Source organism: Streptomyces sp. NPDC006879 (assembly GCF_042869595.1).
Lineage (GTDB): Bacteria > Actinomycetota > Actinomycetes > Streptomycetales > Streptomycetaceae > Streptomyces.
Map to the genome: position 1 here is coordinate 71,555 of NZ_JBIAGC010000022.1, position 25,003 is coordinate 96,557.

Here is a 25,003-nt window from a genome sequence, read left to right on the forward strand (position 1 = left end):
TCGGTCACGCCCCGGTGAGCCGGGAGCGTTGGCCCCTGCCAGGGTCGGTCATCTTGGGCAGGCGAGCCGCATACCTATGCATCCAGTTTCCTCGTCGCCGTTGCCGATGGAGCGAGCAGTGGTGTCCGAGGCCCGGGCGCGATCAGCTGGAACAACGGAAGGCCCGTGCCATGTCACGGCCCACATCGGCGGGAGCGATGTGGGCCGTGACATGGCACGGGCCTTCGTGCGCGGGTGCTGGACCGTGTGACCGGTGCGCGGTCACACCCTGAGCATCAGTCGAGGTAGTCGCGCAGGACCTGGGAGCGGGAGGGGTGGCGCAGCTTCGACATGGTCTTGGACTCGATCTGCCGGATCCGCTCACGGGTCACCCCGTACACCCGCCCGATCTCGTCCAGGGTCTTGGGCTGCCCGTCGTTCAGTCCGTACCGCATGGAGACCACACCGGCCTCGCGCTCGCTGAGCGTGCCGAGAATGGACTGGAGCTGCTCCTGAAGGAAGGTGAAGCTCACCGCGTCGGCGGGGACGACCGCCTCGGAGTCCTCGATGAGGTCGCCGAACTCGCTGTCGCCCTCCTCACCCAGCGGGGTGTGCAGCGAGATCGGCTCACGCCCGTACTTCTGGACCTCGATGACCTTCTCCGGGGTCATGTCGAGTTCCTTGCCCAGTTCCTCCGGGGTGGGCTCGCGCCCCAGGTCCTGAAGCATCTGACGCTGCACACGGGCCAGCTTGTTGATGATCTCGACCATGTGCACCGGGATGCGGATGGTGCGGGACTGGTCGGCCATGGCACGGGTGATGGCCTGCCGGATCCACCAGGTCGCGTAGGTGGAGAACTTGAAGCCCTTGGTGTAGTCGAACTTCTCCACGGCGCGGATCAGGCCGACGTTCCCTTCCTGGATCAGGTCCAGGAAGAGCATGCCGCGGCCCGTGTAGCGCTTGGCCAGCGACACCACCAGGCGGAGGTTCGCCTCCAACAGGTGGTTCTTCGCCCGCCGGCCGTCCTCGACCAGGATCTCCAGCTCGCGCCTCGACGGAGCCTCGTGCTCAGCCTCCTCTTCGAGCTTGTACTCGGAGAACAGGCCCGCCTCGATCCGCTTGGCGAGCTCCACCTCCTGCTCGGCGTTGAGCAGCGGGACCTTGCCGATGAGCTTCAGGTAGTCCTTGACCGGGTCAGCGGTGGCGCCGGCCACCATGACCGTCTGAGCGGGCGCGTCGTCATCGTCTTCGTCGGACAGTACGAAGCCCTGACCGGTGTTCTCCTTGGCGGGCTCCTCCTCGGAGTCCTCGGAGATGTCCTCGGTCCACTCCTCCAGCTCGGTGGTCTCGCCGTCGGCGTCCTTGGCCGTCTTGTCGGCCTTCTTCGTCGCGGCCTTCTTTGCCACCGCCTTCTTCGCGGTGGCCTTCTTGACGGTGCGCTTCTTGGGCTCGGCGGCGGCATCGGCTGCCCCGGCCCCTGCCTCAGCGGATATCGACGTGGCACCACCGGCGGGCGAGGAGGCGCCCAGGGACACGGCTGCCGCGGTCTTCTTGGCAGCTGTGCTCCGGGTCGTGGCGGCCGTCTTCTTCACCGTGGTACGGGTGGCCGTCGCGGCCTTGCGGGGCTTCTTCGCGGCGGTCTTGGCGGCCGGCGCCGCGCTGACGTGCAGCGCCACGCCCTCTTCGTCCAGCACCTGGTTCAGGCTGCGCAGGACCCGCTTCCACTGGTCCACCGGGATGCGGCCGGCCTCGAAGGCCTGGCGGACATCGTCACCGTTGATGTGACCCTGTTCGCGTCCGCGCTCGACGAGCGCAACCAGGGCCTCGGATTCGGCGATCTCCGGAGGGAACGTACGGGACGGGCTGAGCGACACAAGGAGCCTCTCGTTGCGAACAGATAAAGGGCGGGCGGGACATCATCGCGCGTCGGCTCAGTACTCGACCGGCCGGGTCGTGCAACTGGGCTGCGCGATGACACCTGTCGGTTCATCGCGCGCCCGAGTCGATTCGTTACGCGCTGAATTGAGTGACCTACGCCACGTCGTGAAGTCCGGCGGTAACGTCGGCCCTCGTTGCGCGTGCGCATCGCCCCAACAAGACCGAGGTAGAGCTCATTCCCGCGCCGCTGGGTCCTGCTAGCCCGGCTTGCGGGCCTCGATCAGGAAACGTGCGGTGTGTGCGACGAACGGGCCTTCGCTCTCGATCCGTTCGTGCAGCTCCCGCAGCCGGTCACGGTAGTGGCCCACGGTGAAGCCGGGCACCATCCAGATCACCTTGCGCAGGAAGTAGATCACCGCGCCGATGTCGTGGAACTCGGTTCGCAGGCGCTCCGAGCGCAGGTCGACGATTTCCAGTCCGGCGCCCCGTGCGTCCTTCACCGCGTCATCGGGGTGCCGGGCCCGGCGGACCTCCGGTGGCTGGGGTCCCAAGAAGAACTCCACCAGCTCGAAGACGCTCGCCGGCCCCACTTGCTGGGACAAATACGTACCACCGGGGCGAAGTACCCGCGCGATCTCGTTCCACCAGATGGTCACGGGGTGGCGGCTGCTGACCAGATCGAAAGCGTCGTCGGCGAACGGTAGGGGTGGTTCGTCCTCGTTCGCGACGACGACCACACCGAGGGGGTGGAGGCGGCGAGTGGCCCGCTCGAGGTTCGCGGGCCATGATTCGGTGGCGGCAAGCAGCGGGAATGCGCCTTCCCGGGGACCGCGTTGGAATCCCCGCTCTGCCGCCTGGTGGAGGGCCCCGGCGAGGACCTCCCCGCCGCCGGTCTGGACGTCGAGCAGCGACTGCGCCTGCGGGATCCGCTCGCCGAGCAGCCGCTGGTACCCCCAGGCGGGTCGCTGCTCGGTGGCGCGCCCGTCGAGCCAGGAGAAGTCCCAGCCCTCTACCGAAACCGACTCGGCCTCGGATACGAGTCTGTCGAATTGAGGTGTCATGCCTTGATCATCCCAGTTGGTGAGCGGCACGTGCCACCCGATATGCCGGGTCCTCCCGTGCGGGCGGTCGTCTAAACTTGGCCCGGGCCGTGACTGGCGCTTGGGTGGATCACCACCGGGGAGCGGCCCGGCGCCGCGCGTCGAAGGGCACGCGCTGACGTGAATGCCGCGCGCCTGGGCGAACCGCGAACCGCAGCGACGCCAAGGAGTGCCAGATGGCCAATGCATCCACGACCGAACCCGCTTCCACTCCACACCGGGCCCGCCTGATGGACGGTGCCACACTCGCCCGCCGGATCAGTGAGCGCACTGCTGAGACGGCCGCGACGATCACCGCCGAAACGGGTGCGGCGCCCTGCTTGGCCACGGTCCTGGTGGGTGAGGATCCGGCTTCCGTCACCTACGTGCGGATGAAGCAGAACCGTTGCGCCAAGGCGGGCATCACCTCCCGGCACGTCGAGCTCCCCGCTTCGACCACCACGCAGGAGCTGGTCGCCGCGATCTCGAAGCTCTCCGATGACCCGCAGGTCCACGGAATCCTGCTCCAGCACCCCGTCCCGGCGCACATCGACGAGCGGGCCGCTTTCGAGGCGATCGCTCCCGCCAAGGACGTGGACGGCGTGACCATGCACTCCTTCGCTGCCATGGGCTTCGAGGAGCCGGGCTTCGTCTCCTGTACCCCCGGGGGAATCATGCGCCTGCTCGACGCCTACGGGGTGGACCTCACCGGGAAGCGCGCGGTGGTCGTCGGGCGCAGCGCGATCCTCGGCAAACCGGCCGGGATGCTGCTCCTCGCCCGTGACGCCACCGTCACCTACTGTCACAGCAAGACCGTCGACCTACCGGCGATCGTCCGTGAGGCCGACGTGCTGGTCGCGGCCGTCGGGCGCCCGGAGTTCATTCGTGGTGAGGACATCAAGCCGGGCGCGGTCGTCCTGGACGCCGGCTACAACGAGGGCAACGTCGGAGACGTCGACTTCGCCGGCGCGTGCGAGCGGGCGAGCCTGATCACCCCCGTCCCCGGAGGGGTCGGCCCGATGACCATCGCCGTGCTGTTGGAACAAACGGTGCAGGCCGCCGCCCGCCAGCAGGGCCTGACCCTGGCCTGACCGTCCACCAGGCGCTCCGCCCCTGGCCCTCGATGGATATGCGGTGGGCGTCATGGTGATGCATCACGAGTGCCCGATTGAGCGCGGCCCCGGGGCGGGGTGGCTGGCGGTCCGGGGGCTGACCCCTACCTCAGGAGGGTGTAGCGGTGGCGGGCCGTTGGGTGGTCGCCGTGGTCCGGGGTGCCGGCAGGAGCTGCTCGCGCCGTGCCAGCCGAGCGCTCGGTCGCGGCTCCCCGCCGCGCGCGAGCCGAGTTGCCGTGCGTGGCGGGACGCCGTCCGTGCGCGGTGCGATCGGGCGGTCGAGGGGTCGCGCCGGGCCTCGGCGCGCCTTCCGGTTCCCCGGTCGCCGCTGCGTGGCGCTGATCGCGGCGAATGCGGCGGCTCCCAAGGCGTGGCTGCTCTCAGGTGACATGTGCTGTGACAGGGTGATCGTGGGGTATGCAGGGGGACATGTCATGTGTGAACGTATGAGCGAAGGAGTAGCCATGCCAGACGCACCGCTCTCGCAGAAGGAAATCGAGGACCGGCTCCGGGAGCTCCCCGGCTGGGTCCTCGAAGGTGACCGGATCCACTGCACCTACCAGTTGAGAAGCCACTTCGCCGCCGTCGCCTTCGTCACGCATATCGCCTCACTGCAAGAAGAGTTGAACCACCACAGTGAGCTGACGCTCGGCTACAACACCGTCCGCCTCGCGGTGAACACCCATTCCGCCGGTGATCGTGTCACCGCAGCCGACTGCGAGCTGGCCGAGCGGGTTTCGGCCATCGCGAGCTCCCACGGGGCGGGCTGAGGTGGCGCCCGCACCGCTGGCACCGATCAGCGGGGGGACCGACCACCGTCGCGGACCGCGCCGCCGGTTCCTGGGAGCCCCCAAGGCGCCGCACGACGCTGACGTGGTGTGAGCCCGCTTCCCCGCCCCCAGTGCGCGAGCCGCTGCCTTGGGGGAGGGTGCCCTGCCGGCTCGGCGGTCAGTGGGGCGACCAGGCTCCCTTCGCCGCCGCCTCCTTGACGTACTCGGCGAAATCGCGCGGTGCGCGTCCCAGTACCTGGCGCACCCCGTCGGTGGGAGAGCTGTTGCGTCCGTCCAGCAGTTCGGCGAACAACTCGCTCACGAAGTTCGCCTCCGGTGTGCTGAGTCCGAACTGCCGGAGGACGGTGCTGTACTCGCTCGCGCTCACGGGCGTGTAGCGCACCGGGCGTCCGATGGCGGTCGAGATCTGCGCCAGAGCCTCCTCGAACGTCAGCGCCCGTGGGCCGCTGAGTTCGTGGATGAGCCCTGCCTGTCCGTCTTCGGTCAGCGCGTGCACCACGACTGCGGCGACATCGTCGACACAGACGAACGGCTCGGCGGTGGTCCCTGCGGGCATGGGCAGTTCACCCTCTGACACACCGGCGGCGAACAGTCCCTCGGTGAAGTTCTCGGCGAAGAACGCGGCCCGCACCACGGTCAGTTGCACACCTGAGCTGCGCAGCGCCTCTTCGGCCGCGTGTGCCAGGGGCTCCCCGCGCCCGGAAAGGAGCACCAGCTTTTGCACGCCGTGGTCCACCGCAGCCCTGCCGAAGGCGCGCATCGCTTCCTTTGCCCCGGGTGCGGCGAGATCGGGGTAGTACGCGACGTAGGCACTGTCGACCCCGTCCAGGGCGGGCCCCCAGGTGCCCTCGTCCTCCCAGTCGAAGTGGGTGGACCCGCTGCGAGAACCTGCCCGTACCTCGTACCCGCGGCTGGCCAGCCGTTCCCGTACGCGCCGGCCGGTCTTTCCGGTGGCTGCCGTCACCAACACCGTGGTGCCGGCGTCCGTCCCGTCCTGAAGTGCTCGGCTCTGTGTCATGGCTCCATCCTGATCATTGCAGTCTGGACGATCCATGCGCCAGAAGCTCATTTTCATACGAGGACGTCTACATGGGCCTAGGATGGAGGTCATGGACGCACTCGGTGAACTCCTCAACAGCCCCCGCGCGCAGGGCGCTTTCATCCTGCGCATGGTCATGGAGGCGCCCTGGGCGGTGCGGGTGCAGGATCGTGCCCCGCTGTGTCTGATGTGCGTCCAACGCGGTGAAGCCTGGATCACCCCCGAGACCGGGGACCCCGTCCGCTTGGGCCCCGGCGATGTGGCCGTGGCCCGTGGCCCGGCCCCGTACCAGGTTGCCGATCACCCCGACACGCCACCGCGCGTGGTGGTCCATCCAGGTGGCCGGTGCGCCACACCCGCGGGCCAACCACTGGGCCCGGTGATGGATCTCGGCGTGCGTACCTGGGGCGACCGGGCGGACGGGGCCACGGCGCTGCTCGTCGGCTCCTACCAACTGGCGGGTGAGATCGGCGGACGACTCCTCCAGACCCTGCCGCCGCTTCTCACACTCCCCGGAGGGCTGGCCAACTGCCCCCTGGGCCCTCTGTTCGAGGACGAGGTGGCCCGGGACGAGCCGGGCCAAGACATCGTGCTGGACCGGCTGTTGGACCTGATGGTGGTAGACGTGCTGCGTACCTGGTTCTCTCGCCCCGGAGGGCAGCCGCCGGGCTGGTACCAGGCCTGGGGCGATCCGGTGGTCGGCCCTGCGCTGCGCCTACTGCAGGACGACCCGTCCCGACCATGGACCGTGGCTTCACTGGCCGCCGCGTGTGGCGTGTCCCGGGCGGGCCTGGCCCGCCGCTTCACCGCGCTGGTGGGGGAGCCACCGATGGCCTACCTCACCAGTTGGCGCCTGTCGCTGGCGGCGGACCGGCTGCGGGAAACGGACGCCACCGTGGACGCCGTAGCGCGCCAGGTCGGCTACAGCGGCTCCTTCGCGCTCAGCGCCGCCTTCAAGCGGGTTCGAGGGATCAGCCCGACCCAGTACCGGCGTACCGGCTCCCCCACCCGGTGATGGTCCGTCAAGTGTGGGAGCAGTCGAGCAGTTGGGGGTCCAGGGTGGAGCGGTCGGCCGGCTTCACCCTCGGGGGTCGTCATGTCGCTCGTACAGGGCAGCCACCTCCGCGGCGTAGGCGGCCTCGATGGCCCTGCGTTTGAGCTTCAACGAAGGTGTCAACAGACCCCGCTCCTCAGTGAAGGGCTCCGCCAGGATGCGAAAGGTGCGGATCGACTCGGCGCGTGAGACCAAGGTGTTCGCGGCCACCACCGCCCTGCGTACCTCGGCCTCCAACTCGGCGTCCCTTACCAGCGTCTTGCCGTCCACGACGGACCGACCGCGCATCGTCAGCCAGTGCGCCACGCCCTCCCGCTCCAGGGTCAGCAGAGCAGCGACGTAGGGACGGTCGTTGCCCACCACCAGGCATTGGGCCACCAGCGGATGGCTGCGGACCCGGTCCTCCAGAGCCGTCGGTGAGACGCTTTTACCGTTCGAGGTCACCAGGACGTCCTTCTTCCGCCCGGTGATCGTCAAATAGCCCGCCTCGTCGAGTCGGCCCAGATCCCCCGTGGCCAACCACCCCCCGTGCAGCACCTGTTCGGTGTCCTCGGGGTTGTTGAGGTACCCGGCGAAGACGTGCTTGCCGGACAGCCAGATCTCCCCGTCCTGCGCGATGTGGACGGTGGTGCCCGGGATCGGGAGCCCCACCGTCCCGTAGCGGGTGCGGTCCGGAGGGTTGGCGGTCGCCGCCGCGCAGGTCTCCGTCAGGCCGTACCCCTCGAAGACACTGATGCCGGCCCCGGCGAAGAACAGCCCGAGGCGGCGCTCCATCCCCGACCCACCCGACATGGCGTGCCGCACCCGGCCGCCCATCGCCTGGCGAATGCGCGAGTACACCAGCTTCTCGAACAACTGGTGTTGGACCCGCAGCGCGGCGGACGGGCCCGGCCCGGTACCGAAGGACCTGTCCTCAAGCGCCTGCGCATAGCGCACCGCGACCTCCACGGCCCGCTCGAAGGCCGCGGAGCTGCCCTCCGCCTCCGCTTTGCGGCGGGCGGCGGCAAAGGCCTTCTCGAAGACGTACGGGACGCCGAGGACGAAGGTCGGACCGAACGAGGCCAGAGCAGGAAGGAGCTCCTCCCCAGACAGCACCGGCTGGTGGCCGAGCCGCACCCTGGCCCTGACCGCCGCGACCTCCACCATCCGGCCGAACACGTGGGCGAGGGGTAGGAAGAGTAAGGTCGCCGGACGGTCCTTCGGCCGGGCCCGGAAGACGGGCTCCCAGTGCGCGATCAAGGTGTCCGTTTCGAACATGAAGTTGCCGTGGGTCAACACGCAGCCCTTGGGCCGTCCCGTCGTTCCCGAGGTGTAGATCACCGTGGCCACCGAGTCGGGGGTGACCGCCCGCCGGTGCCGCTCCACCACGTCCTCGCCCACGGCGGCGCCCGCCGCAACCAGTTCCTCGCATGCACCAGCGTCCAGCTGCCACAACCGGCGCAGCCGCGGAAGCCGGTCCACCACGGAGCCGACGGTCATCGCGTGGTCCTCGTGCTCCACCAGAGCGGCGCTCACCTGAGCATCGTGCAGCATCCAGTACACCTGTTCGGCGGACGAGGTCGGATAGATCGGCACCGACTGGGCGCCCACCGTCCACAGGGCGAAGTCGAAGAGCGTCCACTCGTACCGGGTACGCGCCATGATCGCCACGCGGTCACCGAACCGGACTCCCTGCGCCAGGAGCCCCCTGGCCAGAGCCACCACCTCGTCGCGGAACTCCAGGGAGGTCACGTCCCGCCAGCGCCCGGCGGCGTCCACCCGACTGAGCACCACCCGCTGCGGATCCTGCCGTGCGTGGGCGAAGACCGGATCGGCGAGTCCTCCCGCCGGCGCCGCTCTCACCACTGACGGCACGGTGAATTCACGCAAGACCCCCTCCTCCCCGCCGCAGCGCCAACCCGGTGTGACGCTGCGCACAGCGCCGGTGACGGTACCCCACCCCGGGGCCTGTCGGCAGGACTATCGACCATCCCGTAACAACGCCATCGCCACAGGTCAGAGGCTGTACTGCGGTACTCCATAGGAATCTGCACGGGATCTCTGCAGACCGCTCACCCGGACTCCATGTGGAGACGCACCGGGACCGGCTGGTGAGACCGGGATACCTCAGGGCTGTCAGGCCGGGAGACGATGGCCCTTCCACGACGGCCCCGAAACGAACGGAGAGAGCAGCGCGCATGTCCCGACTCCGCCTTCTACCGCGCCTGCCCTTGCGGCTACCGGTCGACCCCTACCTCCTCGCGCTGCTGGGGACCGTCGCCCTGGCCGCACTCCTGCCCGCCCGCGGAGGCGCAGCGGTGGCCGCGGACGCAGCCACCACCGGCGCGGTCGCCCTGCTGTTCTTCCTCTACGGGGCCCGGCTTTCCAGCCGCGAGGCCCTCGACGGACTGCGCCACTGGCGCCTGCACCTCACCGTGCTGGCCGCCACGTTCCTGGTCTTCCCGCTCCTCGGGCTGGCTGCCGGCGCCCTGGTGCCCCAACTACTGACCCCGGACCTTTACCGCGGGCTGCTCTTCCTCTGCCTGGTGCCGTCCACCATCCAGTCCTCCATCGCATTCACCGCCCTGGCCCGCGGGAACGTCCCCGCCGCGGTCTGCGCCGGGTCCTTCTCCAGCCTCGTCGGCATCGCACTGACCCCACTCTTGGCTGCCGCCCTGCTCGGCGGGTACGCCGGAGGACTCTCGGCCGATTCCCTGCTGAAGATCGCCGGGCAACTCCTCGTACCCTTCCTCCTCGGCCAACTGCTGCGCCGCCGCATCGGGGAGTTCGTCCTGCGCCGACGCAGGAGCCTCGGGCTCGTGGACCGCGGCTCGATCCTGCTCGTCGTCTACACCGCCTTCAGTGCCGGAATGACAGCAGGCATCTGGCACCAGATCAGCCCACCGAGGCTGGGTGTCCTCCTTCTCGTGGAAGCGACACTCTTGGCCGCCATGCTCACCTTGACCTGGTACGGCGCACGCGGACTCGGCTTCGACCGGGCCGACCGAATCGCCATCCAGTTCGCCGGGTCCAAGAAGAGCCTGGCCGCCGGACTCCCCATGGCCAGCGTCCTGTTCGATGGCCAGGCAGCCGTGGCAGTCCTCCCCCTGATGCTCTTCCACCAAATGCAGCTGATGGTCTGTGCGGTGATCGCCCGCAGCCGCGCCGCGCACCGACCCCCGGCCACCACCTCGGTCGAGGGCCCCCATCCCGCCGGCCCGCTCAGCGCCTCGCGCTCCTGAAACCCCCGTACGCCCCCAACGCCCCAGCACCCGCCGCCCGATGGGCCCCGCATCTACCGGTAACGTGCAACCATGCCCTCTGACCTGCCTCGGATACGTGGAACGGCCGCGCGCCCCTGCACCCTCGTCGTCTGCCGCGGTTGTTGCTGCGGGGACGCGCGCAAGCACCCCGGCACCGACCACGCCGGTCAGCTGGCCCGGCTCGCCGCCGCCGCCGCGGGCTCGGGCGGACGGCTGGCCGTGCGCACCAGCGAGTGCCTCGGGCCCTGCGGCCAAGCCAACGTGGTGGTGGTCATGCCGTCTTCGGAAGGCCGTCGTCGAGGCGGGCGCGCGAGCTGGGTCGGATGGGCACTCGATGACGCCGCCACCGACGACATCCTGGACTGGGCCACCCGCGGTGGGCCAGGCCTGGCCCGACCCTCCGCGACCCTTGAACTCCAACTGATCGACGCCCCGGCCGAGGCTCGGACCCGCCGTCGCTGACGACACGCACTGACCGTGGGTCCGGCGAGCCGGGGCCTCAGTCTGGATCGCGAGCCTCCTGGTCGAACACGAGCCGCTGCTCACCCGTGTAGACGTTCATCGAAGAGCCGCGCAGGAACCCCACCAGTGTCAGACCTGTCTCTGCTGCCAGGTCCACTGCCAGCGAAGAGGGCGCCGAAACCGCGGCCAGGAACGGGATACCGGCCATCACGGCCTTCTGTGCCAGCTCGAAGGAGGCCCGCCCCGAAACCATCAAGAGGCAGTCACCCAAAGGGAGTCGGTCCTCCCGCAGAGCGCGCCCGACGATCTTGTCCACCGCGTTGTGGCGGCCGACGTCCTCCCGAAGGTCGATGAGATCGCCTTCGGCGGAGAAGAGCGCCGCCGCATGCAACGCGCCCGTTCGCTCGAACACCTGCTGCCCCGCCCGGAGCCGGTCCGGGAGCGCGGCCAGGACGCGTGTGCTCACCCGCAGTGCGTCCGGCGGGGCGCAACCGTCCACGAAACGACTTGCGGTACGCACCGCGTCCAGGCTGGCCTTGCCGCACAGTCCGCAGGAGGACGTCGTGTAGACGTTCCGCTCCAACGTGATCTCGGGCACCACCACCCCCTCGGCGAGGCGTACGTCCACCACGTTGTAGGTGTTCGAGCCCGATTCGGTGGCACCCGCGCAGTAGACGATGGAGCGCACCTCGTGCGCGGCCCCGATCACTCCCTCGCTGACCAGGAAACCGGCCGCCAGTGCGAAGTCGTCACCGGGAGTGCGCATGGTGATGGCCAGGGGCCTGCCGTTCAGCCGGATCTCCAACGGCTCCTCGGCGACCAGGGTGTCCGCGCGTACACTCCTCACGCCGTCCCGGACGCGGATGACACGCCTACGCTCGGTGACCCGTCCCATGTCCTCCGCCAGCCCCGTTCCGTCGCCCTCGAAGACCCATTGTCCTGCATCCGAGAACGCAGGGACGCGCATAGGGGCCTTGGCCTCCGCCCTCCTGCGGAAGCTCCAATTCGGCTCCACGGATCTTGTTGGGTCACATGCCCCCGTACCCATGGGTAGGCGGCGAAGCTGGGTGATTCCTGCTGCGCGGTCCCAGGGTCTTCCGGATCAACCCTCCGCGTGGTGCATTCCGTGCTTCCGTACCAGGGGGGACCTGCTCATGACCGGCTCACGTGTGGTGGCGCTCGGGCACTACCAGCCCGCCAAGGTGCTCACCAACGAGGACGTCGCCGCCCTCGTCGACACCAGCGACGAATGGATCCGCACCAGGGTGGGCATCGAGACCCGCCGGATCGCAGGTCCCGAGGAACCAGTCGACGCACTCGCGGCCGAGGCGGCCGGCAAGGCGCTGGCCCAAGCGGGGCTCGACCCCGCCGACGTCGACCTGGTGCTGGTAGCCACCTCCACGGCCATTGATCGTTCGCCCAATATGGCCGCCCGCGTCGCCGCCCGCCTGGGCATGGGATCGCCGGCCGTCATGGACCTCAATGTGGTGTGTTCCGGATTCACCCACGCCCTGGCCACCGCTGACCACGCCATCCGGGCGGGCTCGGCCACCCGCGCCCTGGTCATCGGGGCCGACAAGATGGCCGAGATCACTGACTGGAGCGACCGCACCACCTGCGTGCTGGTGGGCGACGGGGCAGGGGCCATGGTCATCGAGGCCGCCGACGAGCCGACCGTCGGACCCGTGCTGTGGGGCTCCGTCCCGGAGATGGGGCACGCCGTCCGGATCGAGGGCACACCGCCGGTCTTCGCGCAGGAAGGCCAGTCCGTCTACCGGTGGGCCACCACTCAGCTGCCCCCGATCGCCCGCAAGGTCTGCGAGCGGGCCGAGGTCGCCCCGCAGGACCTGGCCGCCGTCGTGCTCCACCAAGCCAACCTGCGGATCATCGAGCCCCTGGCGCAGCGCATCGGCGCAGTCAACGCGGTCATCGCCCGGGACGTCGTCGAGTCCGGCAACACCTCTGCGGCGAGCATCCCCATGGCCCTGTCCAAACTGATCCAGCGGGGCAAGGTCGCTTCCGGAGACCCGGTCCTGCTCTTCGGCTTCGGCGGCAACCTCTCGTACGCGGGTCAGGTCGTCCGCTGCCCCTGACACCCAGCCCTGCACCCTGCTGACCGGCGGATATGCGGGTGAGTGGCACTCCAAACCCCTGGTATTGTTGTCTCTGTCGCCGCGGGAGACCGGGGCCGACCACCTAGTCCGGGTGGCGGAATGGCAGACGCGCTAGCTTGAGGTGCTAGTGCCCTTTATCGGGCGTGGGGGTTCAAGTCCCCCCTCGGACACCAGCTAAAAACCCCAGTTGATCTGGGGTTTTTCTGTTTCTCCGGCTGTGGCGTGACCAACCGCGAGAGCTCCAGCGGCCCAGGCTCCGGTTACCAGAAGGAACCTCTCGAACATGGGAGGCAGGTGCCAGACCGCGGCCGACCCCGCGATTGTGGCGAACACGACGGCGCCGAGGGAGCCTGCACTCAGCAGCGCGTAGCCGATCTCAACGGGGATCTCGTCTCCTCGGCCTGGCTCCGTCGTCTCGTCGTCATGGCTGAAGAATTGCGTGGCGGCTGTCTGGCAGTCCATCAGGCAGGCAGGCGTTACGGCTCATGCCCTCGTCTGGCGAGGCGACACTGGTTGCGTGGCGATCGTGCAGCGGCCGTGGTAGCTCTTCATCGTGAGGCACCGGGACCGGGAGCGTGGGGTCGTGGAGAACGAGCGGTTCGACGTGTGGGCGGTCGGCGGGGCCTACCAGCGGTACATGGGCCGGTGGAGCAGTCTCGTCGCGGAGGAGTTCACGGCATGGCTCAACTGCCCGGACGGTCTGCGTTACGTGGACGTGGGGTGCGGTACCGGTGCCCTGTCGGCTGTGGTGGCCGCCCGGTGCCGTCCGCGATCGGTGGTGGGGGCCGACCGGTCCGAGGGGTTCGTGCGCTCCGCCCGCCGTGGGGCTCCGGCCCCGGCGTGCTTCGTCGTTGCGGACGCGATGTCACTTCCGCTACGGGCAGCAGCCTGCGACGTGGCCCTCAGCGGTCTGGCCTTGAACTTCTTTCCCGCGGCGACCACCGCGGTGGCCGAAATGGCAAGGGTGGTCCGGCCTGGCGGTCTGATCGCTGGCTATGTATGGGACTACGCCGGGGGCATGGAGTTGCTTCGCAGTTTCTGGGACGCCGCTGTCGGGGTGGATGCGTCCGCGTCCCCATGGGATGAGGCCCGCCGGTTCTCCCTGTGCCGGCCGGAGGCGCTGCGCGAGGTGTGGGGTGAAGCGGGCCTGGTGGAGGTGTCAACCACCTCGATCGAGGTGCCGACCGTCTTCCCTGACTTCGCTGACTTGTGGGAGCCCCTCCTGGCGGGGCAGGGCCCCGCCCCGAGCTACGTGGCCACGCTGGCCCCCGCTGACCGGGAACGGGTGCGCCACGCGCTCAGTGATGCTCTTGCGAGGCGACCGGATGGTTCCATCCGGCTCGCTGCCAGAGCCTGGGCGGTACGGGGGCGCAGGGCGGTCGATGCCACCCAAGGGTGAGGGCCGTCCGGTCCGATCCTCGCGACCCGGATGCCGGAGCGGGCTGGCGTACTCGCGGCCTGTGGCTTCGGCACCCCGCGATGGGCGGCTCACTCGGGGCCGCTACGGTTCGCTGGCACTGCCGGTGTCCGCACGCGTTCCGGGCGTGGCCCGTAGCCCACCATGTGGGCGACCAGCCTCCCCAGCGGCTTCACCCGAGCGGCGGCCTTGAGGAACATCGGTGGGCGGGAGGGGCGTTGTCCTTGCAGGGTTGGTGCGACCAAGCGGCTCTGCAGGGCCAGTTGGAGGCGTTGCACCAAGGCGGTGGGTGGCAGTCTGCGCCGTTGTACCGCCGCGAGGTCCGAGGCGGTGACGGTTGCGTGCAGAAGCGGTCCGGCCAGTTGGTTGGCGGCGGCCACGGCGTCCTGGACCGCGAGGTTGACGCCCACTCCGCCGATCGGTGACATCGCGTGCGCGGCGTCACCGATGAAGAGCAACCCCGGTCGGTACCAGCGGCGGAGCCGGTCGACCCGGACCTCCAACATGCTGGTGCGGTCGAAGTCGAGCTCACCGGTCCTGTCGCCCAGCCAGGGCGCCATCCGGCCCACCCCTGAGCGGAGCTGGGTGACCCCCCGGGCGCGCAGTTCTCCGTAGCCACCCTTGGGGATCACGTACGCGCACTGCCAGTAGGTCTCCCGGTTGATGCCCACCAGTATCCGTTGGTGGCCGAGCCTCGCGAAGGTGTCGGCCGGGTCTTGGGGGCGCAGTGGAAGGCGGAACCACAGGGCGTCCATCGGTGCGCCGAAGTCGCGGGGGACCAAGGCGGCGGGTGTCCGGAGTGTGGAGTTCCGTCCGTCTGCGGCCACGGTCAAGGAGGCTCGCAGCTCGTGCGTCCCCCCTTCGTCCCGGTAGCGCACCCCCACTGCCTGGTCGCCGGCGCGCAGGAGGTCCGTCGCCTCGGCGCCCATGCGCAGGTGGAAGTTCGGGTAGCGGGCGGCTTCCTCGGCGAGCAGGGACAGGAAGTCCCATTGCGGTACGAAGGCCAAGAAGGGGAAAGTGCGCGAGAGTTGGCGTTGATCTCCGAAGGTTACCGGGCCGGCGTCAGTGATCAGGGAGATGGCTGGGGCGCGGCGGTGCGGCAGGGCCAGGAAGCGCTCGGCCAGGCCTAGATCATCCAGTACCTCCAAGGTGGAGGGATGGACCGTGTCACCCCGGAAGTCCCTCAGGAAATCGCGGTGCTTCTCCAGCACCACGACTTCGATCCCCGCTCGGGCCAGCAGTAGCCCGAGGACCATCCCGGCAGGGCCGCCGCCCGTGATGCAGCAGGTAGTACTCCCATGTCCCATGGATGTCACACTAGGTGGTCGACCATGTGCATTACGTAAAGGGTGAGGCGGTTCGGGCGGGCCGGACCCCAGCTGGAAAGTTAGGATTCAATCATCGGGATTCCGGGAGGAAGTCATGGATGTCCTGGTGCTCATCGGACGCATACTCTTCTGTCTCATCTTCCTAGGCTCAGCCGCCAACCACCTCGCCCACACCGAGGCGATGGCCGGGTACGCCGCCTCGCGCGGGCTGCCGGCGGCGAAGCCGGCCACCTTGCTCAGTGGACTGCTCATGCTGGTGGGCTCGCTGATGGTGGTGCTCGGGGTGTGGGGTGACATCGGTGCGCTGCTGCTTGCGGCGTTCGTGTTCACGACCGCCCTGGTGATGCACGCTTTCTGGAGGGAGAGCGACCCGCAGGCCAAGCAGTTGGAGACCGTCCATTTCATGAAGGACGTATCGCTCGGTGGCGGCGCCCTGATCTTGTTCGTACTCTTCGCCTACGCCTGCCACGACCTGGGGCTGACCCTCACCGGACCAGCGTTGAGCATCGGTTGACGCGCCGTATCGAACTCCGCTCCTGATCGTTTCTTCTGCTGGGTGCGCTCCGCGCGGGACGCGCCCGGATGCGGTGGTCGGAGGAAGGGTGACAGTCCGGTGGTGGCGTGGCAGTACCTGGCCGGGGCCGGTTTCGTTGCGATTCTCTGCCCCTGCCCGGGTGCGCTCGGCGGCACGGACGTGGGGCCGGTGCCGTCTCGGCTGAGCCTCGGCGCGGCTGACTGCGCTGCCTCGGAGTTGACACCAGAGCAGGCCCCGGTGGCCGTGGGAGCCGTCCCCACGAGGAGCGTTCGCTCTGCGCCCGACGCTCCTGCGGAGACGGTGGCGCCCACTGCGTCCGATGCGGCGCCGATTGCCCCGCGACCGGCCAGGAACGCCACCGCGGCCCCGATGCAAGCACCGGCCGTGTCGGAGGCCGTGGTGCCTCCCCGTAGGCGGAGCGCGCCCGCCCCGGTCGGCCACGAGGGCGGGCCCACCGCCCCGGCAGCAGTTCCCCGGAAGTCCCCGGTGCCCGACGTCCCCTTCAAGGTGCGGCCCTATCGCTCCGTCGCCCTGCGCCAGCGGGGCCCGGACGGGATGTCGACGGTGATGCTGATGGCTGTCGTCACCACTCCGGCCGTCCTCGCGGCGGCGGTCCTCCGCCCCCGCGCCTAAGGTCGCGCGGTGCGCTGACCCCACCGGCCACCTGTCCGCATCGCAGTCCATGAGCAACCACGAACAATCCAGGAGACCCCACGTGTCCGAATGGCTGGTCCTGGCCATCGCCATGGCGCTCGTCTGCGCCGTCGTCCTCGCTTTCACGGTGCTGCGCCATCGCAGGGCCGCGGAGGACGAGGACACCAGTGAGACCCCCGACGTCATCGAGTACATGACCATGATGGTCGGCGTGGTGTACGCGATCGTCCTCGGGCTGGCCATCGCCGGGGTCTGGGAGGCCCGTGGTGCCGCCGAGGACGACGTGCGGCGTGAAGCCCAGTCCCTGTACGAGGTCACCCAGCGGGCCGAGGTCTACCCGGCACCGGTTCGTGACCGCATCAGGGAGGAAGTGGGCGCGTACGTGGCCCACACCGTCAGCGTCGACTGGCCGCTGATGGTGGACAACCAGCCCCCTTCGCCACGGGGCGCGGAACTGCTCGGACAGCTCCGCACGGACGTCACCCATCAGGAACCGAAGGACGAACTCCAGGCGCAGGCGTACCAGCCCCTCCTGGACCACATCGCCGTCGCCGACGATGCGCGGCACTCCCGTACCCAGAGCGCTGAGGCGACCTTGCCGGGCGTGGTCTGGTTCGGGCTGGGCACGGGTGCCGTGGTCACCATCGGTTTGATCTTCGCCCTCCAGATCCGCCGTTCCTCACGGGAGCTGTTGCTCGCCGGCTTGTTCAGCGCACTGATCGTCTTCCTGCTCTTCCTGGTGTGGAGCTTCGACGCCCCCTTCGGCCGCTCCGGATTCGACTCCGCGGCGCCGTTCGAGGATCTGTTCCCTTCCGTCACTGCTGCTGTGGTGCGGTGAGTGGCGTCAATCGGCGTCAGGTTCCCGCGTCCGTCCGGTCCAGGAACCGCCGCTCCGCTTCGGTGAGGGGTGGAGCGGTCAGTGGGGGAGCCTTGGTGCCGCGCGTGACCGCGTACACCACCTCAGGTCGTAGCAGTGCCGTGGTCGGCGCACTGAGGGTCATCACCTCGAAGAGGGTCTTGGTGACGAGTGGGCGGCCCGTCGCCGTGAGCATCAGTCGGTCCACGTAGCGGCGCAAGACCTTCGCGGTGAGACTTGGCTGCCGGCCGACTGCTCCGGGGTAGAGGATGTCCTGGCCGGTTGCCAAGTCCCAAGCCGTGGAGACGGGGCGTGCCACCGCCTGTTGGACACGGCGGGCGAAGCCGGCGCTGTGGAGGGGGCTTCCGCCGGGCCCGCCGTGATCGGCCAACTGCTGGCGCAGGGCCAGGACGCCCTGGGCCGCGACCGACATCCCGTGTCCGTAGACCGGGTTGTACGTGGCGACGGAGTCGCCGATGGCTACGAACCCCTCGGGCCACTGCTTCGTCCGTTCGAAGAGGTGACGGCGGTTGACGGTGCTCCGGGTGACGGCGACCTCGGTGAGCGGCTTCGCCTCGGCGATGAGTTCGCCGACCACGGGGTCCCGAACACCGCGGGCGAACGCCTCGAACTCGTCGGCTTCCCCGCTCGGTTGACCTCCCCTGGTGCCGGAAAGGGTCACCAGCCAACGCTCGTTCTCGATCGGCATGATGGTGGCCGTCTGCCCCGGGACCGGGACCCGCGGGTCGGACTGGACGTTGACGATGGGGAAGTTCTCGGTACCGGCCGGAGCGTGAAAAATGCGGCTGGCATAAGCCAGACCCGAGTCGACCTCAACACGCGCAACGGGGCCCACCCCGAGTTCCTCCAGCCACAGAGGCGCCCGGGACGCGCGCCCGCCGCAGTCGACGACCAGAGCGGCGGGAAGGGTCTGCTCCGGCTCGCCGCGCGGTTTGATCCGTACGCCGGTGACCTGCCCGGCACTTCCCGTCAGGCCGAGCATCTCGGTGCTGGTGCGCACCGTGACCCTTTGCAGGGCCATCACCTGATCACGAACCACCCAGTCGAGGAGGTCCCGGCTGCACGCGATGAGGAACTCCATCTCCGGATAGCGACGGAACCAGCCGCTCGCCGACAGTGAAACCAGACCCGTCGGCAGGGGTATTCGCCGGGCCCCGGCGGCCAACCAGCGGCGGGTGGTGCCGGGGAGCAACGACTCGATCGCCCTGGCACCACCCGACCAGAGGAGGTGGGCGTGGTGGGCCTGGGGCAGGCTTCGGCGCGCTTCGGGTCGGGCCGGCAGGACGTCCCGCTCGACCACGGTCACTTCGTCCACGTACGGGGCGAGCGCTGCTGCTGCCAGCATCCCGGCGAGGCTGCCGCCGATGACGACGGCATGCCTGGCGGTCGGGGAAGAACCGGCCCGATTGCGACTGTTGGAGTCTTCGCTACTCATTGGGGCCGCTCCCTGACCTTACCGCCGCACGTCGGCGGGCTGCTTCGACAACGGACGAGTGGCGCAGGGCCTGCGAGATGCGCACGAGATCGCGTGGACCGTGGCCGGATGGTGGCTGCTGTTCCTGGGCGTTACCGATGACCCGCCCCTCCGGATCGGCGGTTCGGGCGTGCAGCGCCGCCGCCACCATCGCGGCGTCGGCCACCGCACGGGCCGTTTCTGGCCCCGCGCCTTCCGCGAGAGCCTGGTGGTAGGCCCCCGAGTGGAAACCCTGGTCGAAGTATGGCCCGAGGTGGAGGAATCCGTCGTGGATATCCGACTCGCGCTGGGTGATGCGTAGTTCAGCGGGTGACCACCAGGCAATGCGTACCAGCGAGGTGCCCTGGGGCGCAGCGCCCTGCAGCTCGTGCCACAGCGGGCCTAGCTGGCGATACGTCGTCCAGTTCCGCCAACTGTCCGAGACGCGTTGAAACACCAGAGGTACCACGAAGCCTATGGCGCTGACGAGCGCTCCTACGGATGCCAGAGGCGGGGCGAGGTAGGTGCTCAGGAAGTCCCAGTCCGTGTCGAACCATCGTGCGACGACAGCGATGATCTTGGTGCAGTCGTAGCTGAGGTTGAACAGGTAACCGATGACGATGATCACCAGCCCACACCGTAGCCACCCCCGGACCTGAAGCGACCAGCGCAGGCACAGGTACGTCATGACCACAGCCGCCAGGGAGTGGGCCATCAGGTAGAGGACGATCATCTCCCGGACGTACGGGGTGTTGGCGTAATAGGTGTCCAGGTCACGCAGCCGCTCCTGCGGAGCTTCCCCGAGGGCGAAGAGGATGACCAAGGCCACGATCACCGCACCGTAAAGCGCCATCCAGCGGCGCGAGACGCGACGGGTGTCCTCGGCCGGTCCGCCCCGCCAGTTGACGATGAGGATCAGGCAACTGGCGCTGAATGCCGTGATCAGGCAGTAGACCAGTGGTGCCGAGAAGTTGGGGATCCCGGTCCAGCGATTGACCGCGGCGATGGTGGGAGGCGCCGCGAAGGCGAAGACCAAGGCCGCCAGGGCCAAGAGTGCGCAGACCGAACGCAGCAGTGGGTCACGCCAGTTGCTCCTGAGTGCAGGCAACTTGAAAGCGAGCGAAATGGCCAGTGCACCCGCCGGGATGTAGTAGTCCGGGCCGTTCAACGTTCAGCCCTGCGGCCCTCGGTATCCCAGCGAAGCTTCGATGCGCCCTGCCAGATCGTCTCGCCGCACCGGAGTCCGACCCGCTGAACCAGCGAGCCAAGGACGACACTTGCTGCCGAGGAGCAGCCCGAAGCTCTCGGCCTCTCGCTCTTCCGACAGGTCCGAACGGGTGCGCGCCGCGACCCGCAGTACGGTCTCGCGCAGATCCGCCTCATCCGAGAGGAGCCGTGCGGCAACCGCTGCGCCGTCGACGTGGTGACTGCAATGTCCTGCCTTCATGTGCCACAACTCGTGTCCGAGAATCACTAGTTGATGATCTGGTGCGGTGTGCTGTTCGATCACGACCAGATCGCGGTCGGCCATGTCCAGCCAGAGCCCACTGGCCGTCCCCGGCGGGAACGAGGCCATGCGGAACTGTACCGGCCGGCCGCGGTGGTGACTCATACCCTCGCACAGCGCAGCGTAGAGTTCTGTGGGCTGTGCGGGCGCGGGCAGCTTGATCCCGGCCATCAACTCCGCGCACAGCCGCCGCTGCTCTCTGCCTATGCTCACCGTTCTCCCTGTAAGCGCAGATTCGGATCCGGACTCAGGACCTTAGGATTCACGACCAGGACCCGGGGCGGGATTCAAGATTCGGTCTGTTTCACCGCATCGGCCGGTTTCACGGATTCGAGGAGCATGTCCAGCCACTCCGTGACCTTGTCTCGATGCTTGTCGCTGGGGAGTTGGGCGGCACGCCAGGCGATGCCTCTGATCCCGTGGTCCTGGAGTAGGCGGGCCAGTGGGTCGGCGGCAGGTGGTCCGCCCGCCGAGACGGCCTCCGGCTCGCGACCTGCGAAGTCCTGGAGGAGTTGCTGTTCGGTGCGGAGCAGGGCGTCCGTCAGGGCGTCCACGTCGTGGGCGGTGAGGAACCCGGCGTGGACACCGAAGAACCGCTGGATCGCGTCGCAGTGTTCCATGGTGGGGCGCCGGTCGCCGTTGATGAGGGCACCGGCCTGCTGGCGTGACATGCCCGCCCCATCGGCGATTTCCTGCTGGGTGTAGCGCCGTCCATTGGGCTTCAGGCGGGTGCGTCGCAGCAGGTCGAGGCGTTGGAGGAAGCGGGCCTGCACATCGGGCTCGCCGGCTTGATTTCCACCCAACAGAGACTTGACGACATCCTCGGGAACCCCGGAGGACTCCGAGAGGTGGCTGGGGTTCAACACCTCGGCGTGTGCTCGGCCGAGTTTGTCCGCGAGTTCGGTCACCCGGGCAGCGGTCGCCGCCAGGGCGCCGGTGGCCACCGGGACGGGAGCCTGGAAGCCGTCTGTCACCAGTGGTTCTCCTAGATCACGTGAGGTCGGGACGGGCACGTGGTGGGCCACTCGGAGGCTAGCCCGCTTCCAGGCTTGCGACTAGAACTTGCCACAGCTGTGGCGCAAATACTGTGTCGCTCGGCTGGAATTGCCACAATAGTTGACACTCAAAGGAGGTGGAGAGCAGGATCGCGGGACGGTAGTGGTCATCGCCGTCCATCGGGAACGGTTGCGCGTCCTGTGTATGCAACCGCCTGTCGAACTTGTCGTAGTTGTCTTTCGTACCTGTCGTTCAATCCTGCCGTTCGCGACTGTTCCGTTGTTCCGCAGTGCTACACGCTTCAAGCATTATCGGTGGCGGCACACGCTTCACCACGAACAGCCGTAGGCAGAAGACCGTGAGAAGGGGGAGCTCTCGGTGTCACATCTCGCAGCGGTGGGCGAGTCCGGCGTCCTGGTGGAAGCAGCCGGCGACCCGCTGGGCCATGACGCGGCGGCCGGCCGCGGAACCGTACGATCCGAGCGGCGCAAGGAGATCCTGCGTCAACGTCGAGAAGAACTCGGCCTCAGCCAGGAGGACGTCGCCGCACGCTTGCGGATCAGCGTGCGTGCTTATGGCAACTGGGAGCGCGGCCTGGTCAAGGAATGGACGGATCGCAAACTCCTCTCTCTGGCACAGGCGTTGGAGATGACCGAACAGCAGCGGTTCTGGCTGTTCCGCATCCTCGCGGACCGTGAGCCGCCGCAGCCGTGGCGATCCGAGGAGGCCAGCCGGCTCCCTGAGGATCCGTCCCAGCGCGACTACCTGCGGGACTACGCCGCTCTCATGGAGTCCGTCCCCTACCCGGCCTTCCTCATCGACGACCACTGGGACGTGGCCCTCACCAACTCGGCCTTCGACCAGCTCTTCGCCGGGGTCCGACCGCATCCCACCGCCCTGCCGGACGACAACTTCCTGCGCTTCGTGCTCTTCCACCCGGACGCCGGAAGCGTCCTGGAGGACCACGAACCGAGTTGGTGCGTGCCGTTGCTCGCCCAGTTCGCGACGGCCCTCACAGAGGCGCCCGACGACCAGGCGCTGCGCTACATCCGCCAGGACATCGCCAGGGACCCGTTCATGGAGGCGGCCTATCGTTATGGCGTTCCCCACTGGCTGGCCACGTACGGGCCGGAGGCCGTGGAACGCGACGGAGCGGTGCGCGCGGTGCGCCATCCCGACCCCCGGTGGGGCGTGGCCCGGTGCCGGATGGTTGCCGAATCGAGCCGGACCTTGCAGGCGATGGGCTTCACCCGGATGACGCTGGTGCTCTCCACCGACGGTGCGGGCCGAGGATCACTTGCGGGTCATCGGTCGGGTGCCGTACCGCAGCGCAGCACACCACGCCTGCGCGCTGTCCCCACGCCGACCATCTGACCGTCGACACTGGTACGGGGCACGCCTTCCACGGGGGACGGCGAGGCCCCGGACTATGTCACAGGTGCTGGTGCCGGGTGCAGTTGCCGCGGTACCGGGGGAAGGTGATGGGCACATGAAGCTGACGATTCTCGGTGGGGGCGGGTTCCGCGTCCCGTTGGTGTACGACGCTCTGCTCGGGGACCATGCCGAGGGCCGCGTCAACCAGGTGACCCTCTACGATCCGGATGCGGGGAGGCTCACCGCGATCGCCCGGGTGCTGGCGGACCAGGCCGAGGGGGTGCCGGACGCTCCCGTCGTTGCCGCCACGCAGGACCTCGCCGAGGCGCTGAGGGGAGCCGACTTCGTCTTCTGCGCCATCCGGGTGGGCGGCCTGGACGGGCGCGCAGCCGATGAACGGATCGCGCTGGACGAGGGCGTGCTGGGCCAGGAGACGGTAGGTGCGGGCGGGATCGCCTACGGACTGCGCACCGTGCCGGTCGCCTGGGATATCGCGCGCCGGATCGCGCAGTTGGCGCCCGATGCCTGGGTCATTAACTTCACCAACCCCGCTGGTCTGGTCACCGAAGCGATGGCCCGGTACCTGGGCGACCGGGTGATCGGCATCTGCGACTCCCCGGTCGGCCTGGGGAGACGAATGACCCGAGCGCTCGGCGGTGCGCCGTCCGCGCGGGTCTGGGTCGACTACGTCGGGCTCAATCACCTCGGATGGGTCCGGGGTCTGCGCATCGACGGGCGGGACGAACTGCCCCGTCTACTTGCGGACGGCGAGGCCCTTGAGTCCTTTGAGGAAGGACGCCTCTTCGGCTCCGAATGGATTAGATCCCTCGGCGCGGTCCCCAACGAGTATCTGTACTACTACTACTTCAACCGTGAAACCGTACGAGCCTACCGGGAGGCAGCCCAGACCCGAGGCGCCTTCCTGCGGGACCAGCAGGAGGCCTTCTACTCACGCGCCGCTGACCCGGAGTGCGCTGCCTGGGCCTCTTGGGACCGGACGCGGGCTGAGCGGGAAGCCACCTACATGGCGGAGAGCCGTCTGGCAGCGGGCGCCGGTGCGCGGGACGAGGCGGACCTGGAGACCGGTGGTGGCTACGAAAGGGTCGCCCTCTCCCTGATGCGGGCCATCGCTCGGGACGAGCGAGCGACGCTCATCCTCAACGTGGCGAACCGCGGGGCGCTGTCCGTGCTCGATGCGGACGCCGTGATCGAAGTGCCCTGTCTGGTCGATGCCAACGGTGCACACCCGGTGTCCGTCGATCCGCTGCCGGGCCATGCGGCAGGCCTCGTCAGTGCGGTCAAGGCAGTGGAGCGGGAGGTGCTGGCGGCGGCCGAGAGCGGCTCGCGTTCCAGGGCCGTCAAGGCGTTCGCCCTGCATCCACTGGTGGATTCGGTCAGTGTGGCGGACCGCCTGCTCACCGGCTATCTAGTGGCCCATCCCGGTCTCGCCTACCTGAAGGGCTGACATACGGCAGGCCAACCAACGCGAAGACCGCCCTGGGAAACGAGCCCGTCAGCGCCGGGTACCTCCAGCGGCACTTGCTGCACCAGGGGGTCTACCTCGAACGCATCCGCGGCGACCGGATACTGCACGAGGCACCGACCGTGGGCACCGACCCGCTGTGCCTCGCCCCGGTCTTCAACATGTCCCGCACCGCTGCGATCCGCTACGCGACCATCGCCCAGAACCTGGTCGCAGAATCGAACCCCTCACCAGGTGGAGAGGCGCAAGCGCCTGCGACTCCCTCCTCGAACGGGTGGCCCTAAGGACCCGCCTCCCCACCAAGCCCACCGCAAGCCAACCCACTTGCTTCGCGCAGAACAAGGCCCGCGGCGGCTTCGACCGCGTACGGGCGGCCCAAGGCTTGGCCATTTAGAGAAAGGCATCACGGAAGCTGACGAGTAGTTGTGTTCGTTAGAGGATCGCCCAACGAGCACGAGGGCGTGTCCGGAAGATCGTGTAAGTCCGTGATCTGATGACTTGGGCGGGGCCGGGTTGGCCCCGCCGGGTCGGAAAGGCAAGATCGCGTGACTGAGACTCAGATATCCGAGGCCGTTGGCGACGGGCAGATTCCGCCGGAGCAGGTCGAGGCTGTGCTCGAGCAGCTGATG

Annotated in this window: 24 protein-coding genes, 1 tRNA gene and 1 riboswitch; of the genes, 14 read left to right on the plus strand and 11 right to left on the minus strand. The window is 68.7% G+C overall.

Annotation, left to right across the window (positions count from 1 at the left end):
• Positions 1-275: 275 nt before the first annotated feature.
• Together ACFYMC_RS18145 and ACFYMC_RS18150 are read right to left on the minus strand one after the other, a co-directional pair.
• Positions 276-1,853, minus strand: coding sequence for an RNA polymerase sigma factor (locus ACFYMC_RS18145; RefSeq protein ID WP_388525847.1), 1,578 nt, complete (start codon positions 1,851-1,853; stop codon positions 276-278).
• Positions 1,854-2,114: 261 nt separating this feature from the next.
• Complete coding sequence (locus tag ACFYMC_RS18150; RefSeq protein WP_388525850.1) at positions 2,115-2,918, minus strand: class I SAM-dependent methyltransferase; 804 nt, start codon at positions 2,916-2,918, stop codon at positions 2,115-2,117.
• Positions 2,919-2,997: 79 nt separating this feature from the next.
• A riboswitch (ZMP/ZTP riboswitch) is annotated at positions 2,998-3,105 on the plus strand.
• Positions 3,106-3,133: 28 nt separating this feature from the next.
• Between ACFYMC_RS18150 and ACFYMC_RS18155 the strand changes: the two genes are divergently transcribed.
• Both ACFYMC_RS18155 and ACFYMC_RS18160 read left to right on the plus strand, forming a co-directional pair.
• Positions 3,134-4,027 (plus strand): bifunctional 5,10-methylenetetrahydrofolate dehydrogenase/5,10-methenyltetrahydrofolate cyclohydrolase, encoded by an 894-nt coding sequence (locus tag ACFYMC_RS18155; protein ID WP_388525853.1) that lies wholly within the window; start codon positions 3,134-3,136, stop codon positions 4,025-4,027.
• Positions 4,028-4,512: 485 nt separating this feature from the next.
• Positions 4,513-4,818: a 4a-hydroxytetrahydrobiopterin dehydratase gene (locus ACFYMC_RS18160; RefSeq protein WP_388525856.1), complete on the plus strand. Its 306-nt coding sequence runs from the start codon at positions 4,513-4,515 to the stop codon at positions 4,816-4,818.
• A 178-nt stretch (positions 4,819-4,996) separates the two neighbouring features.
• Here ACFYMC_RS18160 and ACFYMC_RS18165 read toward each other — a convergent pair whose 3' ends face one another.
• A complete protein-coding gene (locus ACFYMC_RS18165) occupies positions 4,997-5,857 on the minus strand; it encodes an NmrA family NAD(P)-binding protein (RefSeq protein ID WP_388525859.1) in 861 nt (286 codons plus the stop codon).
• A 91-nt stretch (positions 5,858-5,948) separates the two neighbouring features.
• Here ACFYMC_RS18165 and ACFYMC_RS18170 point away from each other — a divergent pair, with 91 nt between their 5' ends.
• Positions 5,949-6,893 (plus strand): AraC family transcriptional regulator, encoded by a 945-nt coding sequence (locus tag ACFYMC_RS18170; RefSeq protein ID WP_388525862.1) that lies wholly within the window; start codon positions 5,949-5,951, stop codon positions 6,891-6,893.
• A gap of 63 nt (positions 6,894-6,956) precedes the next feature.
• Here ACFYMC_RS18170 and ACFYMC_RS18175 read toward each other — a convergent pair whose 3' ends face one another.
• Positions 6,957-8,801, minus strand: coding sequence for an AMP-dependent synthetase/ligase (locus tag ACFYMC_RS18175; RefSeq protein ID WP_388525865.1), 1,845 nt, complete (start codon positions 8,799-8,801; stop codon positions 6,957-6,959).
• A gap of 308 nt (positions 8,802-9,109) precedes the next feature.
• On the opposite strand from ACFYMC_RS18175, the gene ACFYMC_RS18180 reads away from it, so the two are divergent.
• Both ACFYMC_RS18180 and ACFYMC_RS18185 read left to right on the plus strand, forming a co-directional pair.
• Entirely contained in the window at positions 9,110-10,153 is a 1,044-nt protein-coding gene (locus tag ACFYMC_RS18180; protein ID WP_388525868.1) for a bile acid:sodium symporter family protein, read from the plus strand.
• 72 nt (positions 10,154-10,225) lie between these two features.
• The gene (locus ACFYMC_RS18185) at positions 10,226-10,636 is read left to right on the plus strand and encodes a (2Fe-2S) ferredoxin domain-containing protein (RefSeq protein WP_388525870.1); all 411 of its coding nucleotides are present in this window, start codon (positions 10,226-10,228) and stop codon (positions 10,634-10,636) included.
• A gap of 37 nt (positions 10,637-10,673) precedes the next feature.
• Here the strand turns inward: ACFYMC_RS18185 and fdhD are convergent, their stop codons facing one another.
• Entirely contained in the window at positions 10,674-11,531 is an 858-nt protein-coding gene (fdhD, locus tag ACFYMC_RS18190) for a formate dehydrogenase accessory sulfurtransferase FdhD (RefSeq protein ID WP_388525922.1), read from the minus strand.
• A 259-nt stretch (positions 11,532-11,790) separates the two neighbouring features.
• Between fdhD and ACFYMC_RS18195 the strand changes: the two genes are divergently transcribed.
• Together ACFYMC_RS18195 and ACFYMC_RS18200 are read left to right on the plus strand one after the other, a co-directional pair.
• Positions 11,791-12,729 carry a beta-ketoacyl-ACP synthase III gene (locus tag ACFYMC_RS18195; protein ID WP_388525873.1) on the plus strand — a complete coding sequence of 313 codons (939 nt, stop codon included), beginning with the start codon at positions 11,791-11,793 and terminating at the stop codon, positions 12,727-12,729.
• 106 nt (positions 12,730-12,835) lie between these two features.
• Positions 12,836-12,923, plus strand: a tRNA-Leu gene (locus ACFYMC_RS18200).
• 1 nt (position 12,924) lies between these two features.
• Here the strand turns inward: ACFYMC_RS18200 and ACFYMC_RS18205 are convergent.
• Entirely contained in the window at positions 12,925-13,212 is a 288-nt protein-coding gene (locus ACFYMC_RS18205; RefSeq protein ID WP_388525875.1) for a DUF6332 family protein, read from the minus strand.
• A 121-nt stretch (positions 13,213-13,333) separates the two neighbouring features.
• Between ACFYMC_RS18205 and ACFYMC_RS18210 the strand changes: the two genes are divergently transcribed.
• Complete coding sequence (locus ACFYMC_RS18210; protein ID WP_388525878.1) at positions 13,334-14,149, plus strand: class I SAM-dependent methyltransferase; 816 nt, start codon at positions 13,334-13,336, stop codon at positions 14,147-14,149.
• A gap of 89 nt (positions 14,150-14,238) precedes the next feature.
• Here ACFYMC_RS18210 and ACFYMC_RS18215 read toward each other — a convergent pair whose 3' ends face one another.
• Positions 14,239-15,474, minus strand: coding sequence for an FAD-dependent oxidoreductase (locus ACFYMC_RS18215; RefSeq protein WP_388525881.1), 1,236 nt, complete (start codon positions 15,472-15,474; stop codon positions 14,239-14,241).
• Between the two features lie 115 nt (positions 15,475-15,589).
• Here ACFYMC_RS18215 and ACFYMC_RS18220 point away from each other — a divergent pair, with 115 nt between their 5' ends.
• The 3 genes from ACFYMC_RS18220 (at position 15,590) to ACFYMC_RS18230 (ending at position 17,522) form a co-directional block, all read left to right on the plus strand.
• On the plus strand, positions 15,590-16,009 hold the full coding sequence (locus ACFYMC_RS18220; protein ID WP_388525884.1) for a DoxX family protein: 420 nt from the start codon (positions 15,590-15,592) through the stop codon (positions 16,007-16,009).
• Positions 16,010-16,516: 507 nt separating this feature from the next.
• Positions 16,517-16,663, plus strand: a complete 147-nt coding sequence (locus tag ACFYMC_RS18225; RefSeq protein WP_388525887.1) for a hypothetical protein — start codon at positions 16,517-16,519, stop codon at positions 16,661-16,663.
• 82 nt (positions 16,664-16,745) lie between these two features.
• Positions 16,746-17,522: a hypothetical protein gene (locus tag ACFYMC_RS18230; protein WP_388525890.1), complete on the plus strand. Its 777-nt coding sequence runs from the start codon at positions 16,746-16,748 to the stop codon at positions 17,520-17,522.
• 16 nt (positions 17,523-17,538) lie between these two features.
• On the opposite strand, the gene ACFYMC_RS18235 is transcribed toward ACFYMC_RS18230, so the two are convergent.
• The 4 genes from ACFYMC_RS18235 to ACFYMC_RS18250 all read right to left on the minus strand — a co-directional run bounded on the left by ACFYMC_RS18235 (position 17,539) and on the right by ACFYMC_RS18250 (position 21,495).
• Positions 17,539-18,996, minus strand: a complete 1,458-nt coding sequence (locus tag ACFYMC_RS18235; protein ID WP_388525893.1) for an FAD-dependent monooxygenase — start codon at positions 18,994-18,996, stop codon at positions 17,539-17,541.
• Complete coding sequence (locus tag ACFYMC_RS18240) at positions 18,989-20,182, minus strand: MAB_1171c family putative transporter (protein ID WP_388525896.1); 1,194 nt, start codon at positions 20,180-20,182, stop codon at positions 18,989-18,991. Before ACFYMC_RS18240 ends, ACFYMC_RS18235 begins: the two co-directional genes overlap by 8 nt.
• A 3-nt stretch (positions 20,183-20,185) precedes the next feature.
• Positions 20,186-20,692, minus strand: a complete 507-nt coding sequence (locus ACFYMC_RS18245) for a toxin-antitoxin system, toxin component (RefSeq protein ID WP_388525926.1) — start codon at positions 20,690-20,692, stop codon at positions 20,186-20,188.
• A 116-nt stretch (positions 20,693-20,808) separates the two neighbouring features.
• Entirely contained in the window at positions 20,809-21,495 is a 687-nt protein-coding gene (locus tag ACFYMC_RS18250; protein WP_388525899.1) for a helix-turn-helix domain-containing protein, read from the minus strand.
• A 400-nt stretch (positions 21,496-21,895) separates the two neighbouring features.
• Between ACFYMC_RS18250 and ACFYMC_RS18255 the strand changes: the two genes are divergently transcribed.
• From ACFYMC_RS18255 to ACFYMC_RS18265, 3 genes are all read left to right on the plus strand, one after another.
• Entirely contained in the window at positions 21,896-22,891 is a 996-nt protein-coding gene (locus ACFYMC_RS18255; protein WP_388525901.1) for a helix-turn-helix domain-containing protein, read from the plus strand.
• A gap of 115 nt (positions 22,892-23,006) precedes the next feature.
• Complete coding sequence (locus ACFYMC_RS18260) at positions 23,007-24,356, plus strand: 6-phospho-beta-glucosidase (RefSeq protein WP_388525904.1); 1,350 nt, start codon at positions 23,007-23,009, stop codon at positions 24,354-24,356.
• Positions 24,357-24,430: 74 nt separating this feature from the next.
• On the plus strand, positions 24,431-24,658 hold the full coding sequence (locus ACFYMC_RS18265; RefSeq protein ID WP_388525907.1) for a hypothetical protein: 228 nt from the start codon (positions 24,431-24,433) through the stop codon (positions 24,656-24,658).
• The last annotated feature ends 345 nt before the right edge of the window (positions 24,659-25,003 follow it).